This window comes from Melioribacteraceae bacterium, assembly GCA_019638015.1.
GTDB lineage: Bacteria > Bacteroidota > Ignavibacteria > Ignavibacteriales > Melioribacteraceae > JAHBUP01.
In genome coordinates, this window is the sequence record JAHBUP010000001.1 from 3,436,388 (window position 1) to 3,459,965 (window position 23,578).

General features: G+C 33.8%; 21 protein-coding genes. 8 read left to right on the top strand and 13 right to left on the bottom strand.

Annotated features, from left to right (window positions below):
• Window position 1 precedes the first annotated feature (1 nt).
• Genes KF816_14710 through crtI (KF816_14750) form a run of 9 tightly spaced genes read right to left on the bottom strand, consistent with a single transcriptional unit; the run spans window position 2 to window position 8,095 of the window.
• The gene (locus KF816_14710; GenBank protein ID MBX3009269.1) at window positions 2-673 is read right to left on the bottom strand and encodes a fatty acid desaturase; all 672 of its coding nucleotides are present in this window, start codon (window positions 671-673) and stop codon (window positions 2-4) included.
• Window positions 674-680: 7 nt separating this feature from the next.
• Window positions 681-1,319 carry a carotenoid biosynthesis protein gene (locus KF816_14715; protein ID MBX3009270.1) on the bottom strand — a complete coding sequence of 213 codons (639 nt, stop codon included), beginning with the start codon at window positions 1,317-1,319 and terminating at the stop codon, window positions 681-683.
• Window positions 1,295-2,398 carry a glycosyltransferase family 2 protein gene (locus KF816_14720; protein MBX3009271.1) on the bottom strand — a complete coding sequence of 368 codons (1,104 nt, stop codon included), beginning with the start codon at window positions 2,396-2,398 and terminating at the stop codon, window positions 1,295-1,297. The genes KF816_14715 and KF816_14720 overlap by 25 nt, the downstream gene beginning before the upstream one ends.
• A 2-nt stretch (window positions 2,399-2,400) precedes the next feature.
• Window positions 2,401-3,060 carry a lysophospholipid acyltransferase family protein gene (locus KF816_14725; protein MBX3009272.1) on the bottom strand — a complete coding sequence of 220 codons (660 nt, stop codon included), beginning with the start codon at window positions 3,058-3,060 and terminating at the stop codon, window positions 2,401-2,403.
• Window positions 3,053-4,543, bottom strand: a complete 1,491-nt coding sequence (gene crtI / locus KF816_14730; protein ID MBX3009273.1) for a phytoene desaturase — start codon at window positions 4,541-4,543, stop codon at window positions 3,053-3,055. The genes KF816_14725 and crtI (KF816_14730) overlap by 8 nt, the downstream gene beginning before the upstream one ends.
• Window positions 4,540-5,211, bottom strand: coding sequence for a lycopene cyclase domain-containing protein (locus KF816_14735; protein ID MBX3009274.1), 672 nt, complete (start codon window positions 5,209-5,211; stop codon window positions 4,540-4,542). Before KF816_14735 ends, crtI (KF816_14730) begins: the two co-directional genes overlap by 4 nt.
• Complete coding sequence (locus tag KF816_14740; protein MBX3009275.1) at window positions 5,204-5,788, bottom strand: hypothetical protein; 585 nt, start codon at window positions 5,786-5,788, stop codon at window positions 5,204-5,206. The genes KF816_14735 and KF816_14740 overlap by 8 nt, the downstream gene beginning before the upstream one ends.
• Window positions 5,785-6,624 carry a phytoene/squalene synthase family protein gene (locus KF816_14745; GenBank protein MBX3009276.1) on the bottom strand — a complete coding sequence of 280 codons (840 nt, stop codon included), beginning with the start codon at window positions 6,622-6,624 and terminating at the stop codon, window positions 5,785-5,787. Before KF816_14745 ends, KF816_14740 begins: the two co-directional genes overlap by 4 nt.
• Window positions 6,608-8,095 carry a phytoene desaturase gene (gene crtI / locus KF816_14750; GenBank protein ID MBX3009277.1) on the bottom strand — a complete coding sequence of 496 codons (1,488 nt, stop codon included), beginning with the start codon at window positions 8,093-8,095 and terminating at the stop codon, window positions 6,608-6,610. The genes KF816_14745 and crtI (KF816_14750) overlap by 17 nt, the downstream gene beginning before the upstream one ends.
• A gap of 276 nt (window positions 8,096-8,371) precedes the next feature.
• Between crtI (KF816_14750) and KF816_14755 the strand changes: the two genes are divergently transcribed.
• Window positions 8,372-10,117 (top strand): PAS domain S-box protein, encoded by a 1,746-nt coding sequence (locus KF816_14755; GenBank protein MBX3009278.1) that lies wholly within the window; start codon window positions 8,372-8,374, stop codon window positions 10,115-10,117.
• An 83-nt stretch (window positions 10,118-10,200) separates the two neighbouring features.
• The gene (locus KF816_14760) at window positions 10,201-12,384 is read left to right on the top strand and encodes a S46 family peptidase (GenBank protein ID MBX3009279.1); all 2,184 of its coding nucleotides are present in this window, start codon (window positions 10,201-10,203) and stop codon (window positions 12,382-12,384) included.
• Between the two features lie 63 nt (window positions 12,385-12,447).
• Here the strand turns inward: KF816_14760 and KF816_14765 are convergent, their stop codons facing one another.
• The 3 genes from KF816_14765 to KF816_14775 are packed head-to-tail and all read right to left on the bottom strand — an operon-like array spanning window position 12,448 to window position 15,108.
• Window positions 12,448-12,864 (bottom strand): cytochrome c, encoded by a 417-nt coding sequence (locus KF816_14765; protein MBX3009280.1) that lies wholly within the window; start codon window positions 12,862-12,864, stop codon window positions 12,448-12,450.
• A 54-nt stretch (window positions 12,865-12,918) separates the two neighbouring features.
• The gene (locus KF816_14770; protein ID MBX3009281.1) at window positions 12,919-14,517 is read right to left on the bottom strand and encodes an N-acetylmuramoyl-L-alanine amidase; all 1,599 of its coding nucleotides are present in this window, start codon (window positions 14,515-14,517) and stop codon (window positions 12,919-12,921) included.
• 3 nt (window positions 14,518-14,520) lie between these two features.
• Entirely contained in the window at window positions 14,521-15,108 is a 588-nt protein-coding gene (locus tag KF816_14775) for an isoprenylcysteine carboxylmethyltransferase family protein (protein MBX3009282.1), read from the bottom strand.
• A gap of 228 nt (window positions 15,109-15,336) precedes the next feature.
• On the opposite strand from KF816_14775, the gene KF816_14780 reads away from it, so the two are divergent.
• The 4 genes from KF816_14780 (at window position 15,337) to KF816_14795 (ending at window position 18,267) form a co-directional block, all read left to right on the top strand.
• Window positions 15,337-15,864 (top strand): hypothetical protein, encoded by a 528-nt coding sequence (locus KF816_14780; GenBank protein MBX3009283.1) that lies wholly within the window; start codon window positions 15,337-15,339, stop codon window positions 15,862-15,864.
• 11 nt (window positions 15,865-15,875) lie between these two features.
• Complete coding sequence (locus tag KF816_14785) at window positions 15,876-16,523, top strand: hypothetical protein (GenBank protein ID MBX3009284.1); 648 nt, start codon at window positions 15,876-15,878, stop codon at window positions 16,521-16,523.
• 10 nt (window positions 16,524-16,533) lie between these two features.
• The gene (locus tag KF816_14790) at window positions 16,534-17,742 is read left to right on the top strand and encodes a DUF4900 domain-containing protein (protein MBX3009285.1); all 1,209 of its coding nucleotides are present in this window, start codon (window positions 16,534-16,536) and stop codon (window positions 17,740-17,742) included.
• Between the two features lie 108 nt (window positions 17,743-17,850).
• Window positions 17,851-18,267 carry a hypothetical protein gene (locus KF816_14795; protein ID MBX3009286.1) on the top strand — a complete coding sequence of 139 codons (417 nt, stop codon included), beginning with the start codon at window positions 17,851-17,853 and terminating at the stop codon, window positions 18,265-18,267.
• A 9-nt stretch (window positions 18,268-18,276) separates the two neighbouring features.
• On the opposite strand, the gene KF816_14800 is transcribed toward KF816_14795, so the two are convergent.
• On the bottom strand, window positions 18,277-19,179 hold the full coding sequence (locus KF816_14800) for a TIGR01777 family oxidoreductase (protein MBX3009287.1): 903 nt from the start codon (window positions 19,177-19,179) through the stop codon (window positions 18,277-18,279).
• A gap of 135 nt (window positions 19,180-19,314) precedes the next feature.
• On the opposite strand from KF816_14800, the gene KF816_14805 reads away from it, so the two are divergent.
• Both KF816_14805 and KF816_14810 read left to right on the top strand, forming a co-directional pair.
• Entirely contained in the window at window positions 19,315-21,723 is a 2,409-nt protein-coding gene (locus KF816_14805) for a carboxypeptidase-like regulatory domain-containing protein (protein MBX3009288.1), read from the top strand.
• Window positions 21,724-21,735: 12 nt separating this feature from the next.
• Complete coding sequence (locus KF816_14810; GenBank protein ID MBX3009289.1) at window positions 21,736-23,562, top strand: cyclomaltodextrinase N-terminal domain-containing protein; 1,827 nt, start codon at window positions 21,736-21,738, stop codon at window positions 23,560-23,562.
• Window positions 23,563-23,578 lie beyond the last annotated feature (16 nt).

Here is a 23,578-nt window from a genome sequence, read left to right on the forward strand (position 1 = left end):
ATCAAGATTTAATTTGATACAATTTCCACCAGGGTGTATTCGGTAATTCATGATGCTCAAAATGATAACCGAAAAAGTAGCATGATATCATTGCCCAGATATGATTCTTCTTTTGAGTACGGGCTTTATGAGGTTCCATATCATGTGAATGAGGTTTGCGGTGTGGGAGGTATGTTCCAAAAAAGAACAACTGTAATGAACTAAAGAGCGCCGGCACTACCCAATAAAACCACAGCTTTAATTCAGGTACCCACAATTTTAATATATTAAACACCGTGCCCATAATTATTAACTGGGTAATAGTGGTGTATCTTATCATAAATGTACCCCACCATACAAAAAAGTTTTGCGACTTAACATTAAAATCGGGGTCTTCGTTTGTCCCCGGCATTTTATGATGCAAAAAATGATTTTTAATTAAACGATTGTAGGACATTCCTGCGTAGAGAAATGTGGCTAAATATCCAATTGTTTTATTCAACCACTTTATGCGGCTGACAGTTTTATGCATCGCGTCGTGTGCTGTGATAAAGAGTCCGGTATAAAAATAAGTCTGAAGTATAATCCCCAAATAGAAAAATGGTGAGGCAAAACTAAACTCCGCGTAAATCAGTAAATAACAGAGATGAACAAACCATACTAATAATATTGTTAACGCAATTATCACGCCCATAATTATCCTATTTAAATAATAAGATTGCTAAAAAGAATATAGCCTGAACGAATAAATAAAATTTTGTAATCCCATATCTAAATTGAAGCTTCAGAAGAATAAAGAAATATGATGATACCAATGCAATTATAAACCAAACAATATAGTTTTGAATCGGGATTGTATTTCCCGCCCAATTCCAGTAACCTAACTTAATAGCAACCGGTTCAAGTAAAATATCGAACAGGACCGCAAGTAAAGAGGCTGTAATTACCTTTGCGCAATCATTTTTTAGCAGCGAAGAAATATTTATAGCACCAAGAATAACCAGGACCCAGTTAAATCCAATTATTAGTGGAACATCAAATAATTTAACACCGAGTACATCCCCATAATTATAATTTCCGAAAATCAACTTTGTAGATACACCAACTACTTCCAGAATAAAAGTAATTAGAAATACCAGCACTCCCCATAAAATTAATTTGCTATTCCCTTTAGCTTCAGTATGAAAAACAATGGTTCCTAGAAGCAGAAGCGTATATGGGGTAAGAATTAAGAACAAATCGTAAAAATTATCTAATAAATGCCCTGCGATCCCCACAGAGAACATGATTACAAGAAATATTTTTATATAATTTTCTAGCCTATGTTTCTTCCCTTCCATATTCCTCTCTTTGTATTGTAAATAAGAACGGAGTTAATACCAATTAGGAATGATACTATCATCTGAAATGGGTGCAGCAATATATTTAAAATTAAATTTTGCTTACTCAGGATGCTCATTAGTGCTCGAGAAAATAAAATTAACAACACCACAATATTGTATTGCGGCATCAAAGCCCAACTCAAAAAAGGTATTGTAAAAACCAGTTGAAATAATAGCATGAGAAAAAGGAAGAAGACTGGATTTGTGTTAAATCCGGCATAATAGTTTTTAGAGAACCCATTAAATGCTTCAGTGAAAGTAGAATACATTTTACATGAGATATGTTCACCACCCAGAAGTGTCATCATCTTAAAACTGTTTCCTTTAATCAAACGGGCTAATTCCATATCTTCAACTACCTTCGACTTAACAGAACTATGCCCACCAATCTTTTCATAGTCTTCCTTTTTGAACAAAATAAATTGCCCATTAGCGGCGATAAATGATTTATTGTTTGAAGTAAAAACTTTACGGATTGGTAAAAATGAAAGTAACAACCAGTTCATCATTGGGATGATTAATAATACTCGCCAGTTATCAATTTTTTGTGATGGAAATACTGTTAACATATTCAGGTTGTATTTCTTCATTATGCCTATAGCCGATTGCACTACTCGGTTTGTAATTGTAACGTCGGCATCAATAAATAAAAGATAATCTCCGGTTGCATGTCGTGATAATTGATGACATGCCCAGTTCTTTCCAAGCCACCCCGCAGGAAGTTCCTCACCGCTAAATAATCTAATTTTACTTGAGCAATTTTGTATTGATTTGACCATCTCTACAGATGAATCTTCAGAATGATCATCAAGTACAATGATTTCATAATTAGAATATGTTTGATTAACAATCGAGTTTAAACATTCTGTAATGTTTGATTCTTCATTTCTCATCGGGATTAATATGGAAACTTTGGACTGTACCTTGCATTCCACATTCTCAACGAACACCGGTTTTGTAACAAAGTTATAAATCACAACAACAGTTGAAATCACCGAAATAATTAATATAAGTACGAATACAATTTCTTCAGCCATAATCATTTCTTAAAAATATCTTCAATAAAACCATTTGCATAAACTGAATTATTTAACTCATCCAAGTTTGAGTAAAATTCTTTCTCGAATAGTGAATCATCATTAATTAGCGATTGTCCTGTAAGCAAATTGCCAAATCTTACGGCTACGAATGGATTTTTCTCATCTGCATATTGAATTTTAAATGCTACCGGAAGAACATTTACAGAAGTCGAAATCTTTTTTGCCAAAACTGAAATTCCCTTTTTTATTTCAAGAGGTCTTTTTTCAAACGGTTCAATCTTTCCTTGCGGATAAATAACGGCAAAATTTTTGGGATTACTCACAACTTCCATTGTATAGTTAAACGATTCCAATATACTTTTAGGATTATCGGGATGGATAGAGTAAGCACCGACTTTCTGAAAAAACCAGAATCTTTTCAACTGTGTTTCAAGCATCATCAAATGGATTAGTCTGTTTGATTTTTTTTTCATTAATAGATCAATAAAAAAACCATCCCACCAGCTAATATGATTTGGGGTTATAATTAAACATGTGCTATCGGGTATATTCGGAATTTCATTGCATAAATAAAAGTTGGAAAAATTTTTCTTCAACAAACGAGTGATATAATATTCGAAAAGTATTCGGGCAATTCTATTGTGTTGGGTTTTAAGCATAATCTCTTTTAATTAAATCTGTAGCAATTTTACCAGAAAGAATCACTAATGGAATACCACCGCCGGGATGAGCACTGCCACCGCAAAAATATAAACCTTGCAAATCAGTTGATCTATTTTTCTGCCTAAAAAATGCAGAATATTTATTATTCGATGAAATTCCATATAAACTTCCTCTACTGCTCGAAGTCTGTTCTTCAATTTCTAAAGGAGTTAAAGTTTTCTCAAATACTATTTTATCACTCAAACAAATTCCGGTTATCAACCTAATCTTTTCTATTAATATTCCCTTTAGTCTTATTAGTTCATCATCCCAATTTTGCCCCGAATTATAAGGAGCGTTGACCATTACAAACCAATTTTCATGCTCAGGTGGTGCATCTGTTGAATTATTCTTTGAAGAAATATAAACATATATGGTTGGATCATTATGAATAATTTTTCTATCAAATAAATCAGAGAATTCACTTTCGTAGTTATTTGAAAACAAAATATTGTGAGTCTTCAAGTTGGGATATGTACCTTTTACCCCCCAATAAAAAACCACTGCTGATGAAGAGGGTTCAAGTTTTGAATATTTATTCTTGCTTCGTGAAACCAGCTCAGGTAATAATTTTTGATAAGTGTAATTTACATCTGAGTTTGACAATACTATATTGCATCCAACTTCAACCCTCTCATTGTTCTTTTCATAAGTGATACCGTCAACTCTCTTTCTAGAGTAATTAATTGATATTACCTTGCATTCAAAATTAAACTTTACCCCTTTTTTTGAGCATAACTTAAATAAAGCATTTGGCAATTCATAAATTCCATTTTTAATTGTATATCCACCAAGATTATACTCCACATGCTGAATAATATTGAGTGTTGCCGGTGCTTTGAAGGGGTTTGAACCATTGTATGTTGCATATCTATCAAATATTTGAACAGCGGTTGCTTCACTAAAAAATGAATGGTTAGCCTCATGCATTGTTCTGAATGGGTCAATTTTATTAATATTTATTAAAGTATTCAGTGATTTCCGATTCAAAAAATTTTTCCAGTTTGAGAAATCGCTGAACATAAATAAATCGGCGGTTAAATCGTAAATAGTTTTTGAATAGTCCAGATACCCTTGAAGTGCAGTAGAATCGACATTTAACTTATCTGCAAACTCCTTTTTCAGCATTTCGATATTGCTATGTGCGTCCAGAATTTTTCCATCATCAAAGTGATACCTGCACAGAATATCCAGTGGTTCAATTTTAAGATAACTGTTTAAATCCTCGCCCAATTCAGCAAAAAGATTTTCAATAACAAACGGCATAGTTATTAGTGAAGGACCGGAATCAAATCTAAATCCTGATCCAATAATTTGGTTTGCCTTTCCCCCCGGTCTGCTGTTTGCTTCAAAAACCTCAACCTCAAAACCGTAATTAGCAAGTCTAGCGGCTGCGCTCAATCCACCTATTCCAGCACCAATTACAACAGCTTTTTTCATTTAATTAAGATTTGTTTTGCTTTAAGGTAAGTTAATAGATAAAGGGATAAAAGAGAAAATGAATAGAAAAAATCTTCTACTGGAATTGTAATAATTCTAGCTCCCCAAATAGCATTGGGTGAATATGAAACTATTGGCATTGAAGTTAAAAAGTAGTTCACAACAAAAAAAGGGAGATAAGTGAATACTATGAAAAACAGAAAGTTGCGTGAGTTGATCAACTGATTTTCCAGAATTAGTAAAAACAAACTTGTACCAGCAAAAATTAAAACTGTGAATGTGTAATATTGATTAACAAACATTAAGCTGGAACCCAAAAATAATACAACAATGATATAGAGAATTGTTTTGGGAATCTTAATTCTTTTATCCGGGAGATAAACATGCATGGTTTCATAAAGAAAAATGATTGAGTATGGAACAGTTACAAAAAATAAAACTTCTTCTAGTGGTAGTTCGAACAGTAGAATTCCGAGAATATACTTTTCGTTAAAACTCCAATCACCTCTCACCGTGGCTTGGTGGTCCCAAATAATAAACAGTAAACCTACAAGAATTATTGAAATGACCAAAGGGAGATAAAATCTGTAGAATCTTAGTTTTTCCTCAAAACTCATAATTAAAGGAACTATTACTGTAGCAATATTAATTATAAGATATTCACTCATGAGCTAATTTAACCGGGTAAGTTTTTTTCAGCATTAATGTTTGTGCTTCTGTAATCCGTTTACTATTTATCATGAATTCGGCAATTCCGGTTTGAGTTTCTTCATCAATTAATGAAAAGTCTCTTTTAAATAATTCTTTTAAAATTATAACTGAATCTTCCTTTTTTAAATCACCATAGCCAAGAAAATCGGGCACATAATGCAACATAGAAAATCGCATAAATCGTATCTCAAGATTTTGCTGATCCAGTTTGATAGCTTTCTGTAATAACTCGAGCGAATTATTGAGATGTTTTACCTTAGTCATCGGCCAAAATGCATGTTTAGATTTTATTGCCTCAACACCTGCATAATAAGCAACAATAATCGCGTTATCTTTTTGACCATTAAAGGTTTTAAGATAAGATTCATATTCTACAAGATTATCTTCCTCTTCAACTGCGGCATAATACTTTTCACGCAACTGCTTTAAATTCTCGGGATTCACCACAGAATTCTTATCTACAGCGAATGAAGCTACTACCGAGTCAATCGTTAGGAACAAAAAAATTAATATTAAAGAGGATATATTTTTCATGTACTTTTTAATACTCTTACTTCAAAAACAGATTTAAGCAGAAGGATTAGTTTGGTAGCATTTGAAATCCTTACTCTTTTAGTCAGCAATTCTTTCACATCCAGACTTTTTATTTTTTTAAATAATACATAGTAATAAAGATATGCCGAGTAAACCCCCAACTTTACACCATGAGGAAGTTTTTGTATTCCCTCAAGTGCTTCCGAAAATTCTTTCTCTACTTCCTCTTCTAACCTTTTTTTATTTGAATTATCAATTCCTTCATTTGAGTGCACATCGGGGAGATAAATTCTTCCTCTTTCATCAATATCACTTTTTATATCGCGCAAAAAATTAACTTTTTGAAAAGCTGAGCCGAGCATTTTTGCAGGGTGCAATAATTCATTATATTTTTCATCATTACCATTTACAAAAACTTTTAAGCACATTAGTCCAACCACCTCTGCCGATCCATAAATATAATGATCATAAGTACTTCTCTGGTAGGATGATTTATCTAAATCCATTTCCATACTTGTTAAAAAAGCTTCAATTAAGTTTTTATCAATATTATATTTATTTACTACTACCTGGAAAGAATGAATAATTGGGTTGGTGGAAATTCCTCTCTCAATTGCTCTATAAGTTTCTTCTTTAAACTCCTTCATTAAAGCCGATTTATCATAACCATGAAAAGAATCAACAATTTCATCAGCGGCTCTTACATAACCATAAATGGCATATATCGGATTACGGAATTCTTCAGAGAAAGCGCGTATTCCTAAACTGAATGATGTGCTGTATGACTTCGTGAGCTTTTTGCTCAACTCAAAGGATACCTTATGATATAGCTGTATCATTTTCAATTCTCTCCATTACTAATCTTGAACTTATCACCACCATTGGCAAACCTGTACCGGGAGTTGTTGAAGCCCCTACATAATATAAATTACTGTAATGTTCATCTTTATTTTTTGGCCTGAATGCACCCACCTGATCCATATCATGAGCCAAACCCAAGCCAGAACCTTTATACAAGTTTAATGTACTTGCCCACTCTTCCGGAGATAATATTTTTTTTGTGATAATATTTTTTTCTATATCAAAACCTGTTCGTCTGCTTAAATCGTCAATAATGTTTTTTGCTAACTCCTCTTTATCATCCCAATTTTTCTTAAATCTCAGATCGGGTACCGGACATAAAATAAATACATTTTCACAACCTTCGGGAGCACAAGTAGGATCCGACTTTGAAAGAACATTTACATAGTAATATGGTTTTTGGGGAGATATTGAAGATGTAAAAATTGTATCGGCATAACCGCGGAAGTTACTTCCTAAAAAATAATTATGATGTTCAAGATTTTCAATTTTTCCTTTAACGCCAAGGTAAATTGTAAATGGAGCTAGCGTCCAGTGCATTTTATCAAGTTTCTTTTCGGAAAAAGAATCTCTCTTTAATATCTCACCCCGGAAAGAAGCCGCGTCCGCATTCGAGATAAAAATATCGGCGCTCCATCTTTTGCCATTCTGGTCAATTACTTCATAAAGTTTACCATTATTTGAGCCGATCGATTTTACTTCAGTATTGTAATAAAATTTTACATTCCGGTTTTCCAATATTTTAACAAACTCCTCCACCATTTTGTACATTCCGCCTTTGATGCGCCAATACCCGTTATGCTTCATTTCAGTGTAATTAAGAAGGGAATATATTGCGGGTGTTTGGAAAGGTGTAGCGCCTAAAAAGAAAGCGACTAAAGAAAAAATTATTCTAACTTCTTCGGAGGAAAAGTTTTTTTCTACCTCATCCCACATCGTTCTGTACAAATAAGGAATATGTTTCCAAGGTACACGCGAGAGCTTTAATAAATATTCAAGTTTGTTATCGAAATTGGATTTAACAACAATGTTTTCTGTATCATGCCAAAATTCACCCGCGCGCTTTAAATACTTTTCAGCTTTGATAGCAAGATCGGGCTCCACATCGACAAACTCATCTTCAAGTTTTTTAAGATCTTTAAATATTCTGCGTGGTTTATCTTTGCCTTCAAAAAATACCTGGTAAAGAGGATCTAATTCCTCAAACTCAACCGGATTTGAAATTCCAATCGATTTGTATAATTCCTCAAATTCATAAGTCATACTCATAAATGAGGGACCCAAATCAAAACGGAAACCCTCCATCTCCAGTTTATTCATCCTACCCCCTGGAGTGGAATGCTTCTCGAGAATAGTTACCTGGTAACCTTTGCTCGAAAGTCGAAGCGCGGTAGAAAGTCCACCTAATCCCGATCCAATAATTAATGCTGTTTTCATTTTACTCATAATTTATAATCGAAACCGTAATTGAATTCTTATAGTTCCAGTAGCTTATAAAATTTGAATAGCCTCAAACTTTTGAATTACACAATAATGTACTCAATTGTCTTCTTTGATGATATATTTTTTTTGCAAGGAGTTGAATTAGTTTTATAAGCGATTTTTAAAATATAAATGAACTATAGAGTACGTTCTATCCGTTATTTAATAAATGAAAAAACGATATTTTATAATTAAACTATTCCCCTTTTCCCCCGATAATAATTCAAAAACACTGGATTTATGGAGCTTGAGTATCAGTTTTTCCTAATACAAAAAGGAATAGCATTCCTTTTTTCGATATACGTTTGCATTCTTTTTTTAAGGAAGAGGAATGTCAATGGGGCATTTGCTTTTTTCCTTCTCGGGCTCTTTAATATTTTTTGGATTATTGGTAATGCTATTGAAGTATTATCACAGGATTTCGAAACAAAAGTATTTGGATTAACCCTCTCATATTTAGCAATTCCGATTTTGCCTGCGCTCTGGTCGATTGGTGTTCTACGATTTATCACTCTCGGAATTAAACCTTCCAGAAGATTTGTTGTGCTGATTATGGTTGTTCCTATCATAACAGTATTTCTGATGGCTACAAACATTTTTCATCATTTAATGTACATCAACTTTTCATTGATTGAATATGGGCAATTCTTACTAATAAAACCTCAGCAAGGAGCCTGGTTTTGGGTTCATGTATTTTATTCATATTCAATGATAGCAGTTACAAGTGTATATGTTTTATGGGTTCAGCGGGGCAGTGATAATTTTCTGACAAAACAAAAAATATATTTAGTGATTTCTTCTTTCGCTCCCGCTTTATTTTCATTAATGCATGTTTTAAATATCACTAGTATAAACTACACTTCATCATCTTTTGTTATTGCGGTAATTGTATTAGGAATTGCGATTTATAAACATGGTTTATTAGAAATCATTCCAGCGGCAAGAGATAGAATTATTGAATCGATGGAAGATTGCGTGCTTGTATTAGATAAAATGGACCGGATTATTGATCAAAATCCGGCGGCAATTAATTTATTAAAAAGCGGTAACGCCTATGGTAAAAAATTACGTGACGCATTCCCACAAATTAGAGCTCTTAAAAGATTAACCGGTGATCATAATTTGATTAATAATGAAATTGAAATTAAAGGTAAGACTTTCGAAATAATAAGTTCTCCTATCACCGATAAAAAGGGAAAAGAGATTGGTTCAGTTTATACTTTTAGGGATATAACTACCCGGAAGAAGAGTGAAGAAGCAATCAAAAAAAGTCAGCTTGAACTTATAGAGTTAAACAGAATTAAAGATAAATTTTTCTCGATTATTTCGCATGATCTTAAAAATCCATTTCAGTCGTTGCTCGGGTACGCCCAAATGTTGAAAGAGGAATTTGATACTTATACAGTAGAGGAAAAAAAAGAAATTATTGAGGGTATCCTTAATATCAGCAAAAAGACACAGCAATTATTGGATAATCTGTTAAATTGGGCACGACTCCAAACCAACCGAATAAAAATTTATGAAGAGGAGATCAATCTCGAAAGATTGGTCGATCAGATATTTGATACTCTTTACGTACAGGCTAGTTTGAAAAAAGTAAAATTAATTTGCGATGTATCGCACCATATTAAACTAAAAACAGATTTTGATATTTTATCGGTTGTTTTGAGAAACCTAATTTCAAATGCAATTAAATTCAGTTATTTGAGCGGGACAGTTAGAGTTTTGGCTGTGGAAAAAAATGATAGAGTCGAGATATCGGTTATTGATGCTGGTGTTGGAATGAGTCCTGAAATTGTGGAAGGTTTGTTCGACCTTAAAAATCTTATCTCCGAAAGAGGGACAAAAGGTGAAAAAGGTACAGGATTAGGATTAATATTATGCAAAGAATTTATTGAAAAAATTGAAGGTACAATTTGGGTTTCTAGTATAGAAGGTGAAGGCTCAATCTTCACATTTTCTCTCCCCCATAAATTATCGCAATAAATATTTTCTTCCCCCTATTTCAATTCTCGCTCAAAAAATCGTAACAATTATTATGTTAGTAACACAATTTTTTGAGGATTGACATGCAATCATTTTTCATTCGTAAAATCAAGCTTTTATTTTTTACCCTCATTCTCTCCTTTGTTTTGGGAATGGTTCCGGCATCCCCGGAAGAGGGAATGTTTCCGCTGAGCGAAATTCACAAAGTGGATTTGGTTAAAGCCGGTTTAAAGATTAATCAAAAAGAAATTTATAATCCTGATGGAGTTAGTTTAATAGACGCACTTGTAAATTTAAGCGGGTGTACAGGTTCTTTTATTTCGGACAAAGGATTAATAATTACAAATCATCATTGTGCCTTTAGCGCCATTGCAAATTCAAGTACAGTTGAAAAAAATTATTTGGAAAATGGATTTCACGCTTCCAATTTGGGGGAAGAAATCCCCGCTCCAGGTTATACTTGCAGAATAACAGAATCTTACCAAGATGTATCTGAATTAATACTTTCGGCAGTCGCCAATGTACAGGATCCGGCTCAGCGAGTTCAAAAAATTTCGGCTAAAATGAGAGAGTTGGCCGATGCGGCAACAAATGAAAAAGAATCAATAACCGCAGAAGTTTCCGAAATGTTTGCAGGTAAATCTTATATTTTATTTAAATATAGAATTATTAGAGATGTGAGATTAGTTTACGCTCCCCCACAATCGATTGGTAATTTTGGCGGGGAGACCGATAATTGGGTATGGCCTCGTCATACAGGTGATTTTTCATTGATGCGCGCATATGTTTCTGTAGATGGGAAAGCTGTTCCATATTCAAAAGATAATATTCCTTTCAAACCAAAAAAATTCCTTGAGATTAATCCTGCGGGTGTGGAAGAAAATGATTTTGTCTTTATATTAGGTTATCCGGGTAGAACATTCCGTCACCGCCCATCACAGTTTATAAAATATCAACAGGATTTTCTCCTCCCTTTCATCTCCAATATTTATGGATATGCCATTGAGACTATGCACAAGATTAGTGAAGGGAACCAAAAACTTAAACTTGAATTTGCCCCGAGAATTAAAGGTTTAGCAAATACAATGAAAAATTATCAGGGCAAGCTGAGAGGATTAAAAAGAATTGATCTTGTTAAATCCAAAATTGGTGAAGAGGCAGAACTGCAAAAGTTTATTAACTCAAATCCGGAATTAAAAAACAAGTATGGCTCGCTATTATCAAAAATTGGCGATGTATATAAAAATATAAATGATTTGGCTTATTCCGATTTATGGATTAGACAAATGATGAATATGAGCCCTTCTATTGCTGTTGCTAACTATATTATAAGCTATACAGAGGAAATGCAGAAACCGGAAAATGAGCGGATGCCGGCATTTCAAAAAAATAATATCGAAAGAACGAAGTCGATGTTAACCAGAAGCATAGCTTCATTTAATAGTGAGTTTGAAGAAATTCTATTCAAAAAAATGGTTGATGAGGCAAATGGTTTTCCGGAGAATTCCAGAATAACTGCGGTCGACAACATTTTTGGTTCGAATGGAGATCTGGATGAATCTCTTGTTGTTGAGTTTATTGATGAACTAAAGGAATTAAAATTAACAGACAAAAATAATTTGGAGATTTATTTAGCCAAAACGCCCGAAGAAATTAGGAATTTGAAATCGAATGTTTTTGCATTTGCTCGTAAATTTAATACTCAGCAGAAATTGGTTAATAATGAAAATGAAAGAAGTGAAGGTACGTTAAATAAGCTTTATGCCGATTTAGTAGATGTTAAAATGTTATGGAAAAATCAAAATTTTATTCCTGATGCAAATAGTACTTTGCGGTTAACCTACGGTTATATAAAAGGATATAATCCAGTAGATGCGCTTTATAGTGAGCCATTTACATCAATTGGAGGGATTATTGAAAAAAATTCTATCTATCCTGAAAATGAGGAATTTGCGATTCCGGACAAATTAAGAGCGTTATATAATCAGAAAGAATTTGGACAATATACCAGCAAGAAGAGTGGTAAACTGCCGATTGCGATGTTGTACAATATGGATACAACCGGCGGTAATTCAGGTAGTCCTATTTTAGATGCTTACGGAAGATTTATTGGAGTCAATTTCGACCGTGCTTTTGAAGCCACTATAAATGATTTTGCATGGAGTGAATCATACAGCCGATCGATTGGGGTTGATGTTCGTTATGTATTATGGGTTATCGACAAATTTTCCGGAGCTCAAAATATTCTCGATGAATTAAAACTGTAAACAAATAATAGCCGTAGAGACGCCATATATGGCGTCTCTACAACATTACAAATTATAACCTGATTATTTACTGAGCAGATAATCAGTCATCTTACCTAAATCTTTAACATCCAAATTCCCATAAGAGGGCATCATAATATTTTTGTAAGTGATTTTATATTCTTTAAATCGGCTATCCCCGCTATATGAAGATGGATTACGCAAGTAATTTATCAAATTGTCTCTCGACCAATTTTCCTGTAAATTGGCAAGGGCCGGACCCATCTTAGTACCTTGTAATTCCCCGCCATGACAAGTTGTGCAATTATTTTTTTTAATAAGTGCCAACCCATCTAGTTCTTGTGATTGGGCAGCGGGTTCATTGGTATAGTTTTCAGGAAGAGTAGCGTAATCATCCTCTTTTTTAGTTACTCTACCTAAAATAAAAAGTAGTAAAAATAATCCGAGAAATGCCGCAATCCATTTTTGTGCGTTAGTCATGTTATCCTTTATTTTTTTACAAATGATTAATTAATTAAAATTACCGTACCTAATTTATTGAAGAGTTATCTCTTTATCATAATATTCTTTATAACGTGCAATTGCTTTGTAGATAGCAGTCGCAATTTCATTTTGACCTTTTGTGCTGGCCAAATAGGTTTCATCTTTCCTATTTGAGAGAAAGCCGGTTTCAATTAAAACACTCGGCATCGAAGCACCAACTAAAACATAAAAACCAGCCTGTTTAATTCCTAAACTTGGTATTGAAGTATATTTTTTCCAATCACTATTTAATAAATCCGAAAACTTTTCCGAAAACCTCATATATTGAGAATGTGCCATACTCACAAGAATAAAATTCTCATCTGTCAATTTTTGATACCTATCAGGATTTTCTTCATACTTAATTACACTATTTTCAAATTCAGCAATTTTAATGGCACTTTCAGTTCTTCCCGGTCTAAGCAAATATACTTCAAAACCACGATGCGCAATATCTTTTTGTACAGTTGAATTACAATGAATTGAGATAAATAGTTTACCCTCGTTTTCATTGGCAATTTTTCCTCTTTTATATAACTCAACAAATTGGTCGGTCTTCCTTGTATAAACTACTTTTACTTCGGGTAAGTTTTGCTGAATTAATCCCCCTAATTTTAGGGCTATTGCCAGATTAATATCTTTTTCTCGAACGCCTGTAACACCAATTGCACCGGGGTCTTTACCGCCATGCCCGGCATCAATTACAATTACATCAAAAAGCCATTTCTTTTTTTGATCGGTGGTTTCTTTACTTCCAACAAATAACTGATTTCTTAAAGTAATAACAATATCGTTTGATTCAGGTTCAATGAACGAATCGGCTCCAGAGTAGCCCTCGTTTAATAAAAATTCAAGTTGAGTAATATTTTGGGGCATTAGAGTCTGTTTAACACTTTTTACTAATCCGGCTGGAATTACCTTTTCGGCTAGCCCCGGTATAACACTTATGTTAGGAAAAAAAACGAAAAGTATACCATTGCCAATTGAATTGCGAGGAATATTCAATTTTTTATTTGTCTTAAATCGGATTAAAGTACCATTACTTTTTTCCTCAATAAGTATATTTTCGATATCATACTTAGAGAAAGAACTTGCTGATTTAACAGGAGCAGAATCCTTTTTATTTGGTTGGTCGGGCTGAGATTTTGTAAATAGCGATGAGTAGTTTACTATATTTTTAGTTAAGGTTAGCTTTTTTGTTCTGTCATTATAGTCCAGCATTTTCCCATGCACAGCAGCAAGATATTCTAACGAAGCATTGAGGGGAATAAAAATATCATCCTTTAATAACAAGGGAGCTGTAAAAATTTGAAAGGTATTAAACGATTTATCTGTTCTATTCGTTATGACTATAAAATTACTTTTTGCCGTAAATTTAATTATATAATCGGAAAATTTTAATTCAACTTTCGCGGTTTCCTCATTATAAAATATAGAAGCTCCCATCAATACAGTAAGTTCTCGAGAAGATACATAATCCACACCATTTCTTGTAATAAAAGAAAGATTCGATGGTACTCCTTCATTATCTACGGTTACCTTATATAATCTCTGCGCCTGTAATAAGGAGGAGATAAAAAAAATCAATATTAAAATTTTAGATTTGTTCACTAGCTAACCGATAAATGGGAAAATAAAACCGCTCTTTTTCTTAAATAATTTGAACTCCTCACCGAAATGATCGGCGAGCATCTTCTCTTCAAGTTTTGCTCGCAGCATAAATAAAGGAAGCTCAACAAATATGGCTAACGGCATAATTAAAAAATTCATTAGGGCCAAACCTGCACCGAAATCACTCAAAATTTGACTAATATATTGTGGATGTCGAACAAAGCCGTAAATACCTTTTGTGATAAGCTTATGTTCCTTTAGAATTACAACATCTTGCGAATAATAACTCTTTAATGATTTAAATGATAACACCTGTACCCACGAAAATATTATAAACATTAGTAATCCTATAATTCTTAAGTTCGCATACTCCTCCTTAATATTTTGTGGGAGCGATCCAATATCAAAAATTCCCAGTATTGTAATTATTAAAATTAATGCCGAGATATTTGGGGGAACCTTCTGCAAATAACTTTTTGGTCTCTCAACTAATTTAGTTAATGATGTTTTTATCCCCTTTTTTGCACCTGACCAATTAGCACTAATTGACACAAAAAGATTTATTGCAGTAATCAGATTAATTGGATCCATTCATACAACCTGTTATTTTTATGCGTTAATATACAAACTTTACGTTTTATTGAGTTGGGCAAAACTGCGCCTATCTCATTTTGTTACATGTAATATTTACTGAAAAACCGGGGAAGTTTTGTAATCTTTATGAAAATGAGGAAAAACACAATCTTATTTATTGCACGATTTTTGAATAGTAACAGAGTTATGAAATTTTTATTTTACACCAAAATTATTGAGCGCTAGATGGGAACGGGACAAATGATGTTAACAGTCGGGGCAATGCTTCTGTTAGCGATGACTATATTAACTGTTAATCGTGGATTCCTTACTACAGATTCCTCTATGATGCAAAACAGATACGATATTATGTCAGTCTCGCTCGCCACTTCTCTCATTGAGGCAGCTATAAGACTTCCATTCGATAATAAGACTGACGGTGCCGCAGTAACCTCTCCCTCATCATTAACTTCGGTTAGTGCATTGGGCATTGAAACCGGTGAGAGTAGAAATTTGCCGGGGGATTTTAACGACTTTGATGATTATAATTGCTACAAAACTAATCCAAAAATTGATACCGTGAGCTACTCGGGGACTAACAGAACCGCATTTTTTAGCTCCCTAATTCGTGTTGATTATGTTAGCGCAAATGATCCTTCAGTCATTTCAACCGTTCCAACTTATCACAAAAGAATACTTGTAAAGGTTTTTACACCGGGTCTTCAGGATACAATATCGATGTCAACAGTTTATAGTTATTGGTATTTTAGGTAGGATAAGAAGATATGGGATTTAGTACATTAATTGATATTCTAGGTTCAACTGTAATTGGCGGACTGCTTCTTTTAATTCTATTTAGAATGAACGACACCGCTGTAGAAAATAATTATCTCTATAGCGGCGAAAGAATTGTACAACAAAACCTGGTTGAGATTGTGAAGTTGATTGAATATGACTTCAGGAAAATTGGCTATTGTTACGACTGGACGAAGTTAGCTGACCCTAGTATGGTAATTCTTGCCGCAACTAATAACCGAATCACTTTTTTAACCGATTTTATTTCAAGCGCAAATCCTTATGGCGATGGAGTCGTTGATACTTTAACTTATTATCTTGGTAATAAATCTGACCTTACCGTAACACCAAACCCTAATGATATGATTCTTTACAGATTGGAAAACCAAACTAAATTAGTTAGTTCAGGAAAAGCAATGGGCTCTAACCTGGGAGTTACTGAATTTAACTTAACATATTTTGATGCCTCTGGAGATAGAATTACTAGTATGCCTAAAGCTCCACCATTTGGCATTGCTTCTATTCAACTTGATATTGCGGTTGAAAATCCAGCCGCTTATGGCAATGATTATTCGGTTGACCGCAAGGTAATTTGGCGGCAAATTCGTTTAGCATCACGAAATTTTATGATTAGGTAAGGAAAATATTATGGGCGGCAAAGCATCTTTATTTTTGATACTTGGATTCAGTTTAATTTTTATGACTGCCGGTAATCACTTTCATAGAATGGCGCTCGAAACAACCGATAATGCTGTGTCATACTATAATCAATCCAAAGCAAATTATATTGCAAATACTGGCGTTAATATGGTAATTAATAAATTATTTCTTGATGCCGCCCAAGTTGATGGTACTTTTAATTATAATTTCGATGCCGGTAGTTGCGTTGTTACTCTATCAACTATAAATGCCTATCAAAATATAAGACAGCTTCTTGCTGTAGGAACTTTCAACAATACTACAAAAACAATTCGAATAGTCCTAAAGCCAAGTCTCTTTTCAAAATATGCATACTTTTCAAACAGTGAGGGAACTAATATTAACTGGACAACCGCAGATACTGTATGGGGACCCTTTCATACAAATGGTGATTTAAGAGTTAATGGCTATCCCGTTTTTCATGGCAAAGTATCTGTCGGAGGTAAAGAGGTAAAAGTTTCTGGCAAAGCAAAGTACCTGGGTGGTTTTCAAAAAGGGATTAATATTGCTATTCCAACAAATGGAGTTACTGCTGTTGGCGGTAATGCCGAAGCCTCCGCGATATTTACCGGCAAGCCTTTAATCTATTTAGATTTTAGAGGTGACAGTATCCGTTATCGGTTTAATACAACAAGCGCATGGACTTATAAATTAGCTTCTACATTTGCGCCAAATGGAGTTATTTATGCTCAGGATGCTGAAGTACATGTGAGAGGAAATGTAAAAGGGCAATATTCGTTGGCCGTTTCCGGAACATCAGGTTCGACCGGACAAATTTTTATTGATGATAATATCTACTATAACACCGATCCCAGAACGAATCCTTCATCTACTGATATGCTCGGATTAGTAGCAAAAAGAAATGTAATCATTACAAATAATGCCGCAAATAATAGTGATGTTGTTATACAAGCTTCAGTATATGCTGAAACCGGTTCTTTTACCGCTCAAAATCACGACACCCGTCCCTATGCAGGAATAATTGACCTTTATGGGGGAATTACACAAAAAACAAGAGGCCCGGTTGGAATTATTGGAGGGGGCGGTATATCAAATGGATTTTCTAAAAGATACCGTTATGATGAAAGGTTACTAGTAAGTTATCCCCCATTCTTCCCAGGTTGCGGTTCATTCGAGGTGGTATCGTGGCTGGAATAATTCTATAATTTATTTTGATTTTTTAATAAACTGCATTAACTTCAATTCAAGTTTTATCGTTATTCCTTTGAAAAAGATATCAAATCATTACCACTTTAAGGAATTAAAATGGCAGATTTTGAAGAACTCAACATTAAAGAACCTGTAAAGACAGAGAGACCAAAATCCTTTTCTCCCTTCCAAATTATGTTTGATAAGATGACCGGGAACATGAATTTTGTTGGTACTTTCTTGGTAGTTTATGGAGTTCTCAACTGTCTTACTATTGTTGGTATGATCGTTGGTATTCCATTAATTTTTGCCGGGATACATCTGAAGAACTCCGCAGAACATTTTTCCTTTTTTCAGACCACCAGCGAGTCGAATTCAATGAAATCCGGTTTTGAATTCCAGGGAAAGTTTTTTAGAATTATTAAAATACTAATAATTATTTCTTTGGTGTTGATGCTGCTTTCATTAGCAATATTTGCATTTGCTCTTATTTTCTTTGCTAATCAGTTTTCAAATCAAAATACTCCTTATTAATAATCTGTTTTATTCTAATATTTCCTTTAATGCAGATTTTAAATTTGGATAGATAAACTTATATCCCAATTCAATTGTACGTTTTGGAGAAACATTTGCTCCGGTTAATATTACTTCAGCCGCCTCACCAATTACTAATTTCAGAACAAACTCCGGTACATTGAAATATGAGGGACGCTTCATCATTTTTCCCAGTACTTTACAGAATTCATTCATCCTTACAATATCCGGCGATACAGCATTAACAACTCCATTAATATTATTATCCAAAGAGAATAAAAACAAATCTACTACATCCTCAACATGAACCCATGGGAACCATTGATTACCGGAACCCAGTGCCCCTCCTACAAACAAACGAAAAGGTGTTAATAATTTAGCGAGTGCTCCTTCATTTTTATCAAGTACAATTCCAATTCGTACATTAACTCTACGCACATTTAGCATTTCAACTTTTACAGTTTCATTTTCCCATGCCTTCACTACATCAGCGAGAAAACCGGTTCCAACGTTTGATAATTCATCAACTTGAATTTCACTATTGCCATAATAACCTACAGCTGAAGCTCCAACTAATACCTTTGGACGATTTTCCATTTTGTAAATCGCATCAACAATAGATCGGGTTCCTATAATCCGGCTCTCCAATATTTTATTTTTGTGTTCATCGTTCCATCTTTTCCCCATAACATTTTCCCCCGCCAGATGAATTATCGCATCAACTCCCTCTAACTTTGTTTGAAGGTCTTTTGACTTTATATCCCATTCAACAAGATCTACATTTGCGGAGAAAAGACCTTTAGTTTTTTCAACAGATCTAGTAAGAACAAGTACTTGGTCTCCCCTATCAACTAATTTTTTAACAATTTTTTTCCCTATTAGTCCGGTGGCACCGGTTATTGCAACTTTCATATCACTTTCTCGGTTTTATTTCGTCGAAACATCAGTCGAGTTAAAAAAGTTTGAAATCCATTTTTATTAACTACCCAAATCACTTTTATTACTCACATATGATTATTATAATTAAGTCGTAAATAAGGATTATTTATGAAATTTTTTATTTCAATTTTTCTCCTTCTCATAATTAACGCCACATATGCGCAAAAGTATATTATAAAAGGGAAAGTTACCGATGCGGGCACTTCCCAGCCATTGAGCTTTGCCAATATAAGAATTGATAAATCAACTTTGGGAACCGCAGCAAGCATTGAGGGAGCATTTGAGCTTCGGCTTGATCAAGGTAACTATAAAATTATTGCTTCGGTATTGGGTTATAAGTCGGATACTCTTTCGGTAAATCTAAATTCAAATGTTTCAAAAGATTTTGCTCTTGAACAAATAAGTATTAGGCTATCAGAAGTAACTGTTTTACCTGGCATAAATCCCGCACTCGAGATAATAAGACGAGCCATCATCTCGAAACATGAAAGAAATGAGAAATTGGAATCATATGTATTCAACGCATTCACAAAAGGATTAGTTAAAACAACGCAAGATTTTAGATCTTCAGGTGGTTCAGCTTCAATTTCAATTGGGACGAGGGATACAGGAGCGCTTAAAATTACGGGGATAATTGAAAACGAGAGCAGAGGTTATTTTAAAAAACCTAACCAATATAAAGATGAAATTATTGCGCGGAAACAAACGGCTAATACGCCATCGAGCATAAATATATTAACAGGCGGACGCTTACTTCAAAATTTTTATACCGATGATATTCAATTTTTCGATAGACCATTATTAAGTCCTATTGCCGATGACGCACTCGATTTTTACTATTATATTATTGAAGATACTCTAGCAATTGATAATCGCAACATTTTTCAGATATCATTCGAGCCAATTAATCCTTCGGATGCCGGTTTTTGGGGAAAAGTATTTATTGCTGATTCTTCATTTACTCTTGTAAAACTGGATTTGCACCTCACGGATGCAGCTAATCCAGGCAGATTGTTTAATAAGATTAATATTCTTCAACAATTTTCCAGTTACGATCACAATATTCCAATGCCGATTGATTACCGAATTTTTGTTGAAGGAAATTTTCTCGGATTGGCAAAATTCGGGTTTGAGCTTAATTCCATTTTCTATGATTATCAAATTAATCCCAATCTTGATGATAATATTTTTGGCAGACTTGTGATAAAAGTAATGCCCGATGCTGATAAAAAAGATTCTACTTACTGGAAAACAACTCAAACAATTCCTAATTCAATGGAAGAATTGTTTTCCTATAAACGTATCGATAGTTTGGAAGCCGTCCCACGATCAATGGCAGATAATTTCTCCCTTCTTTCTTTTTCGTGGCGACTGAATGATTACTTTTCTGTATTCGGTCCATTAAGGATTTACTCATTCAATAGAGTTGAGGGGCACGGAGTAAATTTTGGAGTTAATTTAACCCGTGCGTTAGAAAAAAGATTATCTGGAAATTTAGATTTAGGTTATGGGTTTAGTGATAAAAAATTTAAATCTCGAATCGCAGCGCAATATTTATTGGGAGAATACAGAACCCATTCAATTTCATTTTCCGCTGAAAACTCATTAAATGATTTATTCAATGAATCTGTCGCGTTCAGCAAGCTTACTTCTACTTTAACAAGCTGGATTGGCAAGTATGATGAACGTGATTATTATTATTCACGGGGATTTAATATTAAATATTTTGGAGAAGTATCTGAAGTATTATTTCTTGGTTTCGGGTTATTAAATAGAACAGATAAGAATGCGGTGAACAATTCAAATTTTTCATTTCTTAACAAGCATAAAACATACAATCCAAACAAAAATATATTCGAAACCAGAATTAATGCTTTTACCACAAGTTTGAGACTCGATTTCAGAAATTTTATTGAAGATGGTGAATTTAGAAGACGTTCCTCATTTGGTGATGCTTATGCTATTTTTTCGGGGGATGCAATTATCAGCAATTCTTCTTTACTAAAAAGCAGTTTAGATTTTCAGTTATACCGTTTTACAATTAATAGTTTCTTTCGAACAATAGAATCAAATCCTCTAAATATTATTTTAAGAGGTGTTTATTCTAACGGGCCAGTACCTTTTCAGATGATGTACTCATTACCGGCAAGTACAGAATCTGCATCTCAAGATTTCATATATAGAACACTTCGGCCCGGTGATGTATATGGTGATAGAGTTCTTTCAATTAATTTGGAGCAATCGTTACGCGACCTGCCAATTAGCTGGTTAAATTTAGAGATATTTAGAAAACTTCAGCTTAATTTTGGAGTACACTTTGGAGCTGCCATTACTCAAATTTCAGAAAAGAGTAAAAATATTATGCCCCATCAATTTGTTGAATACAAACATCCATTCTATGAACTTGGGTTTAGTGTAGGACAGGCAATATTTCCGGTCCGTATCGATTTTACATGGAAACTAAATTATTTTGGTAACAACAATTTTTCGGTGGATATAAATAGTCCATTATTTTAAAAAGGATTTATAATGAAAAATTTCTTTTTGAGTTTATTAATTATTGGAAACTTGCTAAAAGCACAAACAATCTCGGTATCTAAAATTGAGCCCCCAAATTGGTGGAGCGGAATGAAGTTGAATAAAATTCAACTTATGATTTATGGTGAAAATTTGGATGGTATATCGGCATCATTTAAAGAATCATCCTTGAAAGTCGATAAAGTATATAAGACTGATAATCCATCATATTTGTTAATTGATATATCGATTCGAAAAAATGCTTCACCTAAAAATTACAACTTGGTCCTGAAAAAAGATAAACAAAGTGTGACAATCAATTTCCCTATTCTTAAAAGAGAAACTAAAGAGAAAAGATTTCAAGGCTTCTCCCCAAAAGATGTTATTTATTTAGTTATGGCTGACCGATTTTCGAATGGAGATACAACTAACGATTCCATCCCCGGTTATTCCGATTATTTAAGCAAAACACCAAACCAAGCGAGAGCCGGGGGTGACATACAAGGCTTAATTAATCATATTGATTACTTACATGATTTGGGTATTACCGCGATATGGCCAACCCCGTTAGTGGAGAACAACACATTTAGATCGTATCATGGTTATGCCGCTACCGATTTCTATAAAATTGATCCACGATTGGGAAGTAATGAACTTTATAAAAAATTTGTTTCGGAAGCTCACAAGCGTGATATAAAAGTAATTTTAGATCATGTGGCAAATCATTTTAGCGATGATCACATCTGGATGAAAAATCCTCCTACAAAAAATTGGACTAACGGAACGAAAGAAAATCATTTGAACGCCAATCACAACAAAATGATTTTTACCGATTTGTACGCTGACAGTTCAACAATCAAACATGTTGAGCGGGGATGGTTTGTTAGCACAATGCCCGATTTGAATCAAGAAAATCCTTTTGTTGCAAATTATATTATTCAAAACACAATTTGGTGGATGGAGTATGCCAACCTTGATGGAATTAGAGAAGATACTCATCCCTACAACAATCAAAAATTTATGTCGAAATGGGCAAAGACAGTTTTGAATGAATTTCCAACAACGAACATTGTTGGTGAGGTATGGACGGGTGATCCCGCATTTTTAGCCGGTTATCAAAAAGATACTTTTTTACCCCGCACTATTAATACGAATATTCCCTCTTTAACCGATTTTGGTTTGAGAGATGTCTTTGTTCGTTACTTACAGGGTAGGGATAATTTGTTTCATTTTTTTGAATTACTCTCCAAGGATTATTTATATAAAGATCCCAACAATCTTGTAACGTTTGCAGATAACCATGATGTAGCGAGAGTAATGTTTTACGCTAAAGGAAATCTGATGAAAGCCAAAAATGTTTATTCTATTTTACTAACTACAAGAGGAATTCCCCAACTGTTTTATGGTTCTGAAATTGGATTGGTTGGAACTGACGATCATGGTGAATTAAGAGTACCATTCCCGGGAGGATTTCCAGGTGACAAGAGAAATGCTTTTGAACCTTTGGGAAGATCAGATAATGAAAATGAAATATTTAATCATATCAAAAAATTAATTTCAACAAGAAAAAAATTGCCGGCTTTAACTGATGGAAAGCTGATTCATTTCCCTCCTGTCAACAACTTTTATGTTTATTTCAGAGTTTTACATAATCAGAAGGTAATGGTAATTATTAATGATAATGAAGAAAGTAAGGATTTAGATTTGAGCAATTATAAAAATGTACTCGCTGGCAGCAAAAAGCTCACAAATGTTGATAGTGGGATTAACTATAATATCAGCCCTTCACACAGATTAAATATTGAAGGTGGCACTTCTCATATTTTTATTGTTGAATAAAATCTTTAATTGAGAG